This window comes from Solobacterium moorei (genome assembly GCF_036323475.1).
GTDB classification, from domain to species: Bacteria; Bacillota_I; Bacilli_A; order Erysipelotrichales; family Erysipelotrichaceae; genus Bulleidia; species Bulleidia moorei.
On sequence record NZ_AP028934.1, the window covers coordinates 2401320 to 2414332 of the forward strand.

The 13013-nt window shown below is 38.9% G+C and carries 13 protein-coding genes, 1 tRNA gene and 1 pseudogene; 4 read left to right on the forward strand and 11 right to left on the reverse strand.

Annotated elements, in window-relative coordinates; translation table 11 throughout:
• Positions 1-54: 54 nt before the first annotated feature.
• The 10 genes and pseudogenes from tuf to RGT18_RS12045 form a co-directional block, all read right to left on the reverse strand.
• Positions 55-1248, reverse strand: coding sequence for an elongation factor Tu (tuf, locus tag RGT18_RS12005; RefSeq protein ID WP_028078654.1), 1194 nt, complete (start codon positions 1246-1248; stop codon positions 55-57).
• Between the two features lie 83 nt (positions 1249-1331).
• On the reverse strand, positions 1332-3404 hold the full coding sequence (fusA, locus tag RGT18_RS12010) for an elongation factor G (RefSeq protein WP_006526016.1): 2073 nt from the start codon (positions 3402-3404) through the stop codon (positions 1332-1334).
• Between the two features lie 18 nt (positions 3405-3422).
• Positions 3423-3893 carry a 30S ribosomal protein S7 gene (rpsG, locus tag RGT18_RS12015; RefSeq protein WP_006526017.1) on the reverse strand — a complete coding sequence of 157 codons (471 nt, stop codon included), beginning with the start codon at positions 3891-3893 and terminating at the stop codon, positions 3423-3425.
• 18 nt (positions 3894-3911) lie between these two features.
• Positions 3912-4331: a 30S ribosomal protein S12 gene (rpsL, locus tag RGT18_RS12020; protein ID WP_028078655.1), complete on the reverse strand. Its 420-nt coding sequence runs from the start codon at positions 4329-4331 to the stop codon at positions 3912-3914.
• 154 nt (positions 4332-4485) lie between these two features.
• Positions 4486-4830, reverse strand: a complete 345-nt coding sequence (locus RGT18_RS13150) for a C39 family peptidase (RefSeq protein WP_081659565.1) — start codon at positions 4828-4830, stop codon at positions 4486-4488.
• A complete protein-coding gene (locus RGT18_RS12025; RefSeq protein ID WP_259306480.1) occupies positions 4787-4921 on the reverse strand; it encodes a hypothetical protein in 135 nt (44 codons plus the stop codon). The genes RGT18_RS13150 and RGT18_RS12025 overlap by 44 nt, the downstream gene beginning before the upstream one ends.
• Before the next feature lie 3 nt (positions 4922-4924).
• Positions 4925-5458, reverse strand: a complete 534-nt coding sequence (locus tag RGT18_RS12030; protein WP_156022848.1) for a hypothetical protein — start codon at positions 5456-5458, stop codon at positions 4925-4927.
• 16 nt (positions 5459-5474) lie between these two features.
• Positions 5475-5999, reverse strand: coding sequence for a hypothetical protein (locus tag RGT18_RS12035; RefSeq protein ID WP_028078657.1), 525 nt, complete (start codon positions 5997-5999; stop codon positions 5475-5477).
• 270 nt (positions 6000-6269) lie between these two features.
• Positions 6270-6470, reverse strand: coding sequence for a hypothetical protein (locus RGT18_RS12040; protein ID WP_006526022.1), 201 nt, complete (start codon positions 6468-6470; stop codon positions 6270-6272).
• Between the two features lie 283 nt (positions 6471-6753).
• Positions 6754-8202 (reverse strand): annotated as a pseudogene (locus RGT18_RS12045) (IS1182 family transposase).
• A gap of 484 nt (positions 8203-8686) precedes the next feature.
• Between RGT18_RS12045 and RGT18_RS12050 the strand changes: the two are divergent.
• Positions 8687-9577: a hypothetical protein gene (locus RGT18_RS12050; RefSeq protein WP_028078141.1), complete on the forward strand. Its 891-nt coding sequence runs from the start codon at positions 8687-8689 to the stop codon at positions 9575-9577.
• A 152-nt stretch (positions 9578-9729) separates the two neighbouring features.
• Here the strand turns inward: RGT18_RS12050 and RGT18_RS12055 are convergent.
• A tRNA-Asn gene (locus RGT18_RS12055) sits at positions 9730-9805 on the reverse strand.
• A gap of 158 nt (positions 9806-9963) precedes the next feature.
• Between RGT18_RS12055 and RGT18_RS12060 the strand changes: the two genes are divergently transcribed.
• The 3 genes from RGT18_RS12060 to RGT18_RS12070 all read left to right on the forward strand — a co-directional run bounded on the left by RGT18_RS12060 (position 9964) and on the right by RGT18_RS12070 (position 13010).
• Complete coding sequence (locus RGT18_RS12060) at positions 9964-11076, forward strand: SPFH domain-containing protein (protein ID WP_006525049.1); 1113 nt, start codon at positions 9964-9966, stop codon at positions 11074-11076.
• A 62-nt stretch (positions 11077-11138) separates the two neighbouring features.
• Positions 11139-12233: a Trm112 family protein gene (locus RGT18_RS12065; RefSeq protein ID WP_028078140.1), complete on the forward strand. Its 1095-nt coding sequence runs from the start codon at positions 11139-11141 to the stop codon at positions 12231-12233.
• Positions 12234-12245: 12 nt separating this feature from the next.
• A complete protein-coding gene (locus RGT18_RS12070) occupies positions 12246-13010 on the forward strand; it encodes a TPM domain-containing protein (protein WP_028078139.1) in 765 nt (254 codons plus the stop codon).
• The last annotated feature ends 3 nt before the right edge of the window (positions 13011-13013 follow it).

Sequence of the window (13013 nt, forward strand, 5' to 3'; positions counted from 1 at the left end):
ATAGAAATCACACAGAAAAAGGCACTCAATGAGTGCCTGATATAAGTAATTGAATTACTTAACGATTTCTGTGATAGAACCAGAACCTACAGTACGTCCACCTTCACGGATAGAGAACTTAGTTCCTTGTTCTACAGCGATAGGAGCTAATAGAGTTACATCCATAACTACGTTATCGCCAGGCATGCACAATTCTGTGCCTTCTGGTAACTGGATAACACCAGTAACGTCTGTTGTACGGAAGTAGAACTGTGGACGGTAGTTAGATACGAATGGTGTATGACGTCCGCCTTCTTCCTTAGTTAATACGTAAACCTGAGCCTTGAACTGTGTGTGTGGAGTAACTGAACCTGGCTTAGCTAATACCTGTCCACGTTCAATTTCTTCACGGTTAACACCACGGAGCAATGCACCGATGTTGTCACCAGCCTGAGCGAAGTCAAGAGTCTTACGGAACATTTCGATACCTGTTACAACAGTCTTACGAGTTTCCTTAATACCTACTACTTCTACTTCATCATTCAAGTTTAACTTACCACGTTCTACACGTCCAGTAGCTACTGTACCACGACCTGTGATTGTGAATACGTCTTCAACCGCCATCATGAATGGCTTGTCAAATTCATGAACTGGAGCTGGGATGTAAGCATCAACAGCATCTAGTAATTCCTTGATTGCTGGTTCCCACTTTGGATCGCCTTCCAAAGCCTTCAATGCAGAACCACGAATCACTGGAGCGTTATCTCCATCAAATCCATATTCAGAAAGAAGTTCACGTACTTCCATCTCTACTAAGTCGATCAATTCTGGATCGTCAACCATGTCGCACTTGTTTAAGAATACAACAATCTTAGGTACGCCTACCTGACGTGATAATAAGATGTGCTCACGTGTCTGTGGCATTGGTCCATCAGTAGCAGCTACTACTAAGATAGCACCATCCATCTGAGCAGCACCAGTAATCATGTTCTTAACATAGTCAGCGTGGCCTGGGCAGTCTACGTGTGCATAGTGACGTGTCTTTGTCTGGTATTCAACGTGTGCTGTGTTGATTGTAATACCACGTTCCTTCTCTTCTGGAGCTCCGTCAATCTGATCGTAAGCTTCGAATTGAGCCTTACCATCTTCTGGGTGTGTTGATAAATACTTTGTAATTGCCGCTGTTAATGTTGTCTTACCGTGGTCAACGTGACCGATAGTACCAATGTTAACGTGTTCGAGCGACCGGTCGAAATGTTCCTTTGCCATAATATTTTTTCCTCCTGGTTTTTTCTACCTTTATAAGCTGTTTCCATTTTATTAGAAACAGTACTTATTTACAATCATTTTTACTACTTAGTTGTGTTTTTCTCAATAATTTCTTTAGCAATGTTCTTAGGTACTTCTTCATAGTGGTCCATTTGCATAGAATAGATACCACGACCCTGTGTAAATGAACGTAAGTCTGTTACGTATCCAAACATTTCAGCTAATGGAACGAAAGCACGTACCTTAATTGCATTACCTGTTTCTTCTTGTTCACGAATTTGTCCACGACGCTTTGTGATATCACCCATGACAGAGCCCAAGTAATCAGCTGGAGCTGTTACGTCAACTGCCATGATAGGTTCAAGAATTGCAGGATCGCACTTCTTAGCTGCTTCCTTTAAAGCAAGTGAAGCCGCAATCTTATAAGCCTGTTCAGATGAGTCGACATCATGGTAGCTACCGTCGAATAAGACAGCCTTGATGTCTACGATTGGATAACCAGCAACTAAACCATTGTTTAAGGATTCTTCCAAACCTTGTTGTGTAGGCTTAATAAATTCCTTAGGTACTGAACCGCCGACTGTTTCATCAACGAATTCAAATCCCTTACCTGGGTTAGGGCTAAATCTAATCCAAACGTCACCATACTGACCGTGACCACCAGACTGACGAACAAACTTACCTTGTACTTCAGCTTCCTTACGGATTGTTTCACGGTATGCTACCTGTGGTGCACCTGATGTAGCTTCAACCTTAAATTCACGTCTCATACGGTCCATGATGATATCTAACTGCAATTCACCTACACCAGCAATAATTGTCTGACCAGTTTCTTCATCTGTATAAGTTCTGAATGTTGGGTCTTCTTCAGCAAGTTTAGCTAATGCTTCATCCATCTTCTGTGAGTCACCCTTTGTCTTAGGTTCTACAGACATCTGAATAACTGGTTCTGGGAACACCATGGATTCAAGAACGATTGGATGTTCTTCATCACATAATGTATCACCTGTAGTTGTGTTCTTAAGACCAACTGCACCAGCAATGTCACCAGCATAAACTTCTTCGATATCCGCACGGTGGTTAGCATGCATGCGAACCAAACGTCCGAAACGTTCACGCTTTTCCTTAGAAGCATTTAATATATAACTACCTGCCTTCGCAACACCGGAGTATACGCGGAAGTATGTTAAACGACCTACGAATGGGTCAGTAGCCACCTTAAATGCTAAGGCACTAAATGGTTCATCATCAGAAGGATGACGTTCGCTTGGTGTGCCATCTTCTAATGTACCCTTAATAGCTTCAATATCTGTAGGTGCAGGTAGGTAATCTACAACTGCATCTAGTAATAACTGAACGCCCTTGTTCTTATATGCAGAACCGCACATAACAGGGAAGAATTCGGAAGTCATAACACCCTTACGGATAGCTGCCTTCACTTCTTCAACTGTTGGTTCTTCACCATCAAGAACCTTCATCATCAATTCATCGTCATAGTCTGCAACTGCTTCTAGCATTGCTAAATGCATTTCTTCAGCCTTTGCCTTGAATTGTTCATCAATTTCACTAACTTGAATATCTGTACCGTTATCATTTGTGTACATGTGCTGCTTCATTGTTACTAAGTCGATGATTCCACGGAATGATGATTCAGCACCGATAGGCATCTGAATTGCAGCTGCCTTAGCACCTAAACGATTTCCAATAGAAGCAACGCTCATTTCAAAGTCAGCACCAGTCGCATCCATCTTGTTTGAGAATACGATACGTGGTACGCGGTATTCAGTAGCCTGGCGCCAAACTGTTTCAGTCTGTGGTTCTACACCAGCCTTAGAGTCTAATACTGTAACTGCTCCATCCAATACACGTAAGGAACGCTCAACTTCAGCTGTGAAGTCTACGTGGCCCGGTGTATCGATAATGTTAATCTGGCAATCTTGCCAGTGGCAAGTTGTAGCAGCGGAAGTGATTGTAATACCACGTTCCTGTTCCTGAGCCATCCAGTCCATCTGAGACGCACCTTCGTGTGTTTCACCGATCTTATGAATCTTACCTGTGTAGAAAAGGATACGTTCAGTTGTTGTAGTTTTACCAGCATCGATGTGCGCCATGATACCGATATTACGAATCTTATTAAGCGGGAATTCTCTAGCCATTGATTGCTCCTTCCCCGATTAGAAACGGTAGTGAGCGAATGCTTTGTTCGCTTCTGCCATCTTATGTGTATCTTCTTTCTTCTTTACAGATGCACCTGTACCGTTTGCGGCATCCATAATTTCATTGGCAAGACGCATTTCCATTGTATTTTCATGGCGAAGTCTTGCGTAGTTAACAATCCAACGTAGAGATAATGTCAACTTACGTTCAGCAGATACTTCTACTGGTACCTGTAAGTTTGCACCACCTACACGACGAACCTTCAATTCTAACTGAGGCATTACATTGCCGAGAGCCTTTTCGAATACTTCCATTGGGTTCTCACCTGTCTTCTTCTCAATCTGAGCGAATGCATCATATAAAATTGTTTGAGCTGTACCACGCTTACCATCAATCATAATCTTGTTGATCAACTTAGTGATTAACTTTGAATTATAAATTGGATCAGGAAGTACATCACGCTTTGCTATATAACCTTTTCTTGGCATGTTCTATTCTCCCTTCTCTTATTTAGCAGCCTTTGGCTTCTTTGCACCGTATAATGAACGGCTTTGATTACGGTTTGCTACACCGGCACAGTCTAATGTACCGCGGATGATGTGGTAACGTACACCAGGTAAGTCCTTAACACGTCCACCACGGATCATAACAACACTATGCTCCTGTAGGTTGTGTCCAATTCCTGGAATGTATGCTGTTACTTCTAATCCATTGGATAGACGAACACGGGCATACTTACGTAAAGCTGAGTTAGGCTTCTTAGGTGTCATTGTACCAACACGAGTACATACACCTCTCTTCTGTGGACTGCTGAGTTTTGTTACACGCTTCTTGAGTGAGTTTACGCCTCTGTTTAATGCAGGGGACTTTGACTTGTAAACTTTATCAGTACGACCTTTGCGTACTAACTGGTTTATTGTAGGCATTTCAGTTTCTCCTTTCATTTTATGCACACATTTCCAAGTGTGCCAAACCTTAGTCTAAATATAAGCCTTACTTCCGTAAAGCCAGTTTTTTCGCTAAGCGTAATAATGATACCTTTTTATATCTTTAAAGTCAATATACTTTTCGCCATGTTTTTCAATGATTTTGCGGCCTCAAGTGCTCTATAGATACATTTGATATTTGTTCACATGAGTAAAATGTAGTACCACTCCAATAGTTTACACCATTCACCATTTGGGGCACTTCTGTCCCTTCTGATGGGGTTGTTCCCATATAATTGGCAATATCATCTTGTGAATAAGTTGTACCATATAAGTATGTTGAAATCATTTGCACACTGGCATGTCCACAATACCAACTTTGTTCTTGATGAAACAACGGAACCGGCAAATACCTTTGCTCAGTAGTATAAGAACGTAATCCTATTTGTCCATAACTATAGTTTATTTGCTGTTTCTTCAGGTGGATTTCCGAAACCATTCATTCCTTCACCATCCGCATAAACAGACATTGTTAAACACATTGTAGTACAAGCAGCAATTATTGCAGATAAAATTATTCTCTTCTTCATCATTTATTCTCCCAATATATACTTATCGATCCAAATCATATGCTCCTTGTAATCTGCCCAATACACATAAATTTGATTATCTATATTAGATATTTTAGGAAATACAAACCCTTTGATCTTGCCATTCGTATATTGATAGTTCGTTAACACTCCCTCATTATACCTCACCACATCCTCATCATTAGTATGGAAAACACCGTTTCCAATGCTCGTAACCCGGTTGAATAGGTGATTGAATCTGTCTTTCTTCTCACCGTTTTTATCTAACAGAAAAGCTTCTGAACGCTTCGCATCGGAAGTGATATATTCATCCCCTTTTGACCATACGACTTTGCCAATCGGAAAATCGACTTCGATCTGTATCAATTTCTCTTCATCAGCATTCCAATCGCAGATAATATTTTTGCCGTTTTCTTCAATACCGTACGTCAGATGATGTTCAGATATTTCCAAGGTATAATCGGGAACATCCTTTACTGAGGCAAAGTGTTCCGTCAAAACCCGATCTTCTCCTGTTTTAAGATCAATTTTTTTCAAAGCAGTCCATACACCTTTATCTTCTCTGTTGGTAGCATAGGAAAGATAAAAAAATATCGGTACCTATCTGCTTGAAAATCGGAATCTGAAATTCGTTGTCGATCTGATTTCTTTCAATCTGCTTTGTTTCGTCTCCATTTTTATAGATCACTTCGTAGAAGCCGCCATTAAATGTTGACGCAAGAATCACATTATCATCAGCCACATAATCCCATATCCGTAAATCTTCATCAACAAATGAAGCTATTTCATGGTAGCTGCCATCGACTAAACTGATATATCCGATTGAATTTGTAAAAAAGGCTGTTGTACTATTAGCAGAAATTCTCTCTAAAGAAATGTATGCTTTATCATCTTCTACCCGATGAAATTCGGAACTATCACTTTCTCCGTCATTATATGTAAATTCCTCTTGAAGTATCAGGTTCTTTTTTTCTTCCTGAACTTCAAATTTATCCACGCTTGATACAGAAGTGTTTGTACACCCACCAATAAATAATATGGCACAACACAAAGAAGCTATGAAAAAAGGGTTTCTCATAAACGGACTCCTCCTATCCACTATAGAAATCAAATTTATGATCTGTTTAAACTCCTGTCTTGTACTTTGCAACACATAAATTATGAATATGCTTGGCTTTCATATAATGCGTCTCTTTTCGCATTTCTTTTACAATTTCATCATACGAATTTCAATAGAAATTACAACTTCTAACATTTTCACAAAAATTTGTTATAATAATTCTATTGTAGAAAACAACGTTCTGAAATATCCTCTTATCTTGGAATATTTTTTTATTTTGATTTAAGTTTAATTCCCTTCCGGAATCGTTAACTTTACTTTTGCTGTTTTTCCATCGATGCCGCTTTTCTTTAATGCTTCCAGAAACTCATTTGCATCTTTATATGTCAGAAATTGAAATGGGCAGCCTTCGCTGTCCACCAATACTGTCCCTTCATCATTCATAATCTCATAACCGTCTATAATCAAATTACTATGTAAATCCATCATCTATCCCCCTTTCCAACAAGTAGCACATTTAATCACCTTGCCTGCTGCTTTCTTACAATTTTTATCTGATATAATAATCCCGGAGGTGAGTTTATGACCTCTGATAAGGATATATCATCAGTAACTTGTATCAACTTACAATATGAATTTAGAGAATATTATTTCTCTTATTCTGTTGTACCTGATAGTTAGAGAATTAAAATCTACTCCTAAAGAGTAGAATTTCAGAGTGTTGACAAAGTGACATTTTAAACGATGTCACTTTTTATTTTGTCTGTAAACTTCAATAATATTGACTTTCCAATAAGACAAAGTACTGATTTTGAGGTATTAAGCTTAAAAATGGATTTGCTTCCCATTTCCATCGTGCCATTCTTTCTAGATTATGGCATGCAAAAATCATCGACGTTCTATGTCGATTTTTCTTTAACCCTCTTTCTCGTGTGAATCTCAAGCAATGATTCTCCTTATCCTCCGCAAATACTCTCTCGATTGTCTGTTTGCGTAATGGATATATTTCCTTCCATAATGGGGTATACCTTATCTCTTCTGCTGCTTCAAGATAGGGTGCCCATACATGTCTGGTTATCACTTTTGTATTATTCTTGCTTTTGGTGCATTTATCTTTCAACGGACAGCTGGCACATATTAATGGATTACTCTTGTATTGCCTGTACCCTTGTCGGTTCACTGTTGTATATGTCAATGTTTGATTGTTTGGACATATATACCAGTCATAGTGTTCGTCATACACATATTCTCTTTTTGGGAAAAAGCCTTTCTTCGTCTGAGGTCTTTTATATGGAAGTATTGGCTGCTGATGATTATCTATTATCTCTTTGGCAATGGCTGGTGTTTTATATCCTGCATCTAAACATACATTTTTAATTTGATCTCCAAATTTTCCCTGAAGATGTCTGTATGCACCAAAGAATGAAACACTGTCATGTATATTTCCAGGGACTGTATCAAAGCTCAATACGAATCCATGTTTATCACAGAATGTCTGCTGTTCATACGCAAAACATTCTTCATGTTCTCCTTTATGATAATTCCCGGATTCAGGATCAGTAGTACTTTGCTTTACTCTTTTTGTTTTTACTATCTCTATTTCTTCTCCTGTTTCAGAATCAAAATCCAGTTCTGTTCTGTTTAATGAGTGAAATTCTTTTTTACCATCTAATGCTCTTTCTTGGTTTATTTCCTCAAGCAGGGAATCTTCAAAACATTTTTTTGTGATTTCTATTTCTGCATCTGTATGTTTTCTTTTATTTGCATTGGCTTTAACGTGTGTTCCGTCTCCAAACACTGTTTCGAGATCAACAAATCCTGCATCCATAGCTTCCTTAAGTATTCTATTGAATATTTGTTCAAATATATCAGAATCTCCATATCTACGTATATAGTTCTGGCTCCAGGTAGAATAATTTGGAATACTCTCAAACATTTCATATCCTATAAACTATCTGTATGCCAGATTTACTTCTATTTCCTTACAGGTTTTTCTCATACTGTTGATGCCAAAACAGAAGTTAATGAATATCATCTTAAATAAAACCACCGGATCAATGGATGGCCTTCCTTCAGAACTATACAGATCCTTTACCAGAGGATATATAAAGTTCCAGTCAACAGCTTCTTCAAGCTTTCTGACCATGTGATCTGGTGGTACTAAGTTATCAATAGTATCAAATATTATACTGTCGTGTTTTATATTATTCCTGCATGTCATTGTCATGATAATCACTCTCCAATTCCCGTTATTATTATACCATGATTACTTTTTGCAAAATAAAAAGCAGAAGAATTACCGATTTTGGGAATTGGAGATCTTCTGCTTCTTTATTATACTTTATTTTTTGCTTTTTTTCCTTATTTGTTTGTCAACAGGCTGAAAATCTACTCCTAAAGAGTAGAATTTGATTCTTGGGTTACTGATGATGAAAAAAGAGGAGTTCGCTACTCCTCTTTTCCTTTGGGCTTTCAGTAACCCATATCAACTTACATCTACAGTATAACGAACTTCATTATTTTTTTCAAATGCCCTACACTATTTTCGTGCAGAGTTTCAGAATCTCCTGGTTTCGGCCTCCCTTCCATATAATTCCCACACAAAAAGTTCATTCTTATATCATGGAATATCGTTGCTATATGTATTATAGTAATAGAAAGTACGATATGTATTTTAATATTGCTTTTTATTCAAGGAGGTTCCAATGGCAAACAAAGTATGTGATTTCTGCCTAAGTGAAGGAAAAGGTCTTTTTAACCAGCCTAAGAAAATAGAAGATGGTCATTACATCTGTAAAGACTGTCGTTCCATATTAACTTCTTACAATCTTCCTCTCAAGTATGATATCTTCCAGATACTCGTTACGGCACAAGAGAATATGCGCGATATGATTATGGAATCCTACATCAAGAATCATAATATTGATGAAATGATGGCGAAGTTCTATCCTTTCGACGATATGCCACTGCACCCTGGGGAACATTGTATTTCTAAGGTCAAGGCATACCAAACAGTCACAAAGGATTCCATCCCTTATACACGTGCTGTTTCAAAAATCGCTGAGATTTCCAAATCCACCATTCAAAATATCGTCGATTCCACAACGCGTACCAACTCTCATAAAGTAGAAGGCATTCTCTATGAAACAGATGTGGCGTTCTACTTCTTATCTCCAAACTATGTTAACTGCCACCGTTTGGGATATGCATTACGCAATCGTAGCGACACAGATCGTATTAACATTGTTACGCCAACTGCACGTTACACATACATGCTAGAAAACTCTGATTTAATTTTCATGCGTGAACGCTTCTATCAGAAATTAAACGCTGCTAGGAACAAAAAGGATACACACTTAATCTATATGTCAGATGATAACCTCATTCGTATTACGCCTGGTGTATACGATATTCCAAAGAGCTTACGCCCTGGTAAGTATGTTGTTACCGCAATTCGCGATGCAGGTCTTCACATGAAGGATTCTTTGGGCAGAGTTAAAGACTACTATGAAAACGAAGAAGTCATTGATCTCAGCGATGGTGGTGTATTAGAGTGCACTGGTGAATACGAACTAAAATGGATTAGTCACAAATAAAGGGACTGTAACAATTAAGTAAATTTTATAGATTTACTTAAGGCGTACAGCCTCTTTTCATTTAATGTGAAATATTTGATTATCCGAAGTAATCACTTCGTTAAGTAATATCAGAAAAACAAAAGGTACCCGAAATTTCGGATACCCTTATATGGCGCCTTAAACAGGGCTCGAACCTGTGACCTAGCGGTTAACAGCCGCTCGCTCTGCCGACTGAGCTATTAAGGCACGTGACTATATTACCATTTCTATATAATCATCGCAACACCTTTTTCATTATTTGCAGAAAAAGTTGATTTAAAATATTTGAAATTATTTATTGACTAGCGGTCAATTCAATGCTAATATATAGTTGTACAGTCAGAAGACTATAAGGAGGAACTTATATGGGTCTCATTTCTACTGCTTTATTATCCGCTAGTTCAACACTTAGCGATTCTTGGAAAGAGTATTTCTATTGTGATGCTATTCCATCTGATGTATTTGTTGTTAAAGGTATCAAGAGAAACTCCGGAGGATTCTTCAGTGGCAATAAGGGAAGCGACAACATCATTACAGATGGCTCGGTAATTGCAGTTGCTGATGGCCAAGCGATGATCATCGTCGAACAGGGACAAATCGTTGATATTTGTGCTGAACCTGGCGAATTCAAATATGACTCTTCTACACAGCCATCTGTATTCACAGGTAGCCTTGGTGAAGGCGTTAAGAGAATGTTTGAAGAATTTGGCCGCCGCTTCACATTTGGTGGACAACCTGCTGCAGACCAACGTATCTATTATGTAAACACAAAGGAATTAGTTGGTGTGAAGTATGGTACTCCATCCCCAATCCCATTCAGAGTTGTTGATGCACGTGCAGGTATCGATATTGATGTATCAATGAAGTGCTTTGGTGAATACAGCTTGCATGTATGTGATCCAGTATTATTCTATACAAACGTTTGTGGAAACGTATCAGACAGCTATAAGTTAAGCGACCTCAACGACCAGTTACGTACTGAATTACTCACTGCTTTACAACCAGCATTCGGTAAGTTAAGCGAACAAGGTATCCGTTATTCTCAGATTCCAGCTCATACAACTGAGTTAGCTGCTGCGCTTAACGAAGAACTCAGCAGTAAGTGGAGAGAAAAGCGCGGTATCGAAATCGTATCCTTCGGTGTATCTTCTATCAAGGCTGATGAGGCTGATGAAGAAATGCTCAAGCAAATGCAACGTAACGCTGCATACACAGATACAAACTTAGCTGCTGCAACTCTTGTTGGCGCACAAGCACAAGCAATGCAAGATGCTGCCAAGAATGCGAATGGTGCTGCTATGGGCTTTGTAGGCATGAATGCTGCACAAAGTGCTGGCGGTATCAATGCTAATGCACTATACCAAGCAGGTCAGGCACAAAAAGCCACAAACAGCGGTGATAAGTGGTTCTGTCCAGAATGTGGTAACGAGAATCATTCAAACTTCTGCTCTCACTGCGGAACAAAGAAACCTGAATAATCATCCAAAACGATAAGAACCCGTTCTATCGGGTTCTTTTTCTCAAATGAAAGGGGAAAATCATGGCAAATAACGCTTTAACAAATTTCCAATGTCCAAATTGTAATGGTCCTCTTACCTTTGATCCAGGAAGTCAGAAGTTAAAATGTGGTAACTGCGGTAGTGCTTTTGCACCTGCAGAAATCGAGGAACACTACGACAAACAAGTAGCTCTATCCATTGAAGAAGGACAAAAAGAATATAGTGCAGAAGATACGCTACAGTGGAGTGAAGAAGATGCGCAAAACTTGCGTGCATATAACTGCCCTTCTTGTGGAGCACAGTTAATCGCAGATAAGAACACTGCTGCGACAAGCTGCCCATACTGTGGTAATCCCACGATTGTGCCAGCACAGTTTAGTGGGGTACTAAAACCAGACTATGTGATTCCTTTCAAGATGAATAAGGATGAAGCTATCAAAAAATTGTCTGACTTCTACAATGGAAAACCACTCTTACCAAACGCTTTTAAGGAACGTAACCATATTGAAGAAATCAAAGGTGTATATGTTCCCTTCTGGCTCTATGATGGCACAGCAGATGTAGACATGGCCTTCCGTGGCACAATTTCACATTCTCATCGTGAGGGTGACTACACTGTTACTGTTACTGAAAACTACTCTATCCTACGTCAAGGAACCGTACAATTTAATCGTGTTCCTGCTGATGGATCAAGTAAGATGCCAGATGAGTTCATGGACGCAATTGAACCATATAACTATAACGAAATGATTCCGTTTGAAATGGGATATATGACTGGATACCTTGCAGATCGATACGATGTAACTGCAGAACAAGACCGTAATCGTGTCAATACACGTATGCGTACATCTTCAGCAGATAAAATTCGTGAAACTGTTAGAGGTTATCACACCCTACTCCCACGTCGTTCAAATATCTATATTCGAGAAGATAAAGTACACTATGCATTCTTACCAGTATGGATGCTTACCACAAAATGGCAAGGTAAGACATACATGTTCGCAATGAATGGTCAAACAGGAAAGATGATTGGTGATGACTTACCAATCGACACTGGAAAATCGGTTCTTTACTTCTTTGGCATCCTACTCATCGGTATGATATTGACTGGCATACTGCTATTTGTGGTATTTTAGGAGGTACGCATTATGAAGAAAAAATTACTAGCACTCGTTGCGGCATTTACTTTCTTGCTATGTATGTTACCAAGCTTATTTCTACCAACAAGAGCTGATGCAAATGATTACGTTGTTGATGAATATGGCATATTAACAAATTCAGAAATACAAGCACTCAATAACATCGCAAAAGAATACAGCGATAAATATAAGATTGGTTTTTACATCCGTATTATGAATTCTCACGGTTCACAGACAATCGAGCAATACTCTGAAAGTATCTTCAACTCAGAAGGTCTTGGAATTGGTGACGAAAGAGAAGGCATTATGCTAACTCTTACGATGGAAGATCGTAAGTTTGATATTACAGTACACGGCACAAAGGCAAATAAGATTTTTGATGCAAGTGCAAGAGAAAATATTGCAAGCGCTGTCGTATATGACCACTTAAAATATAACGAGTATGGAGAAGGTGCAAAAGTATTCCTTGATGAATGCTCAAGCACAATCGTTACACCTTATATTGTTAAGGGTAGTATAACTGCAATTGTTCCATTGATTATTTCTATCGTCACAATCCTATTCTTTAGAAGTAAGCATAAGACAAAAGGCATTTCCCATGAAGCGTATGCCTACATACCACAAGGCGGGCTAAAGCTTCAAAGAGCACAAGATATGTACTTATATCGCTCTGAGACACGCACCTATAATCCTCCTGCTAAGAGTAGCGGTGGAGGAGGCGGTTTCCACTCCAGTAGCGGTGGTGGATTTGGTCATACAAGCGGAAGCTTCTAATAC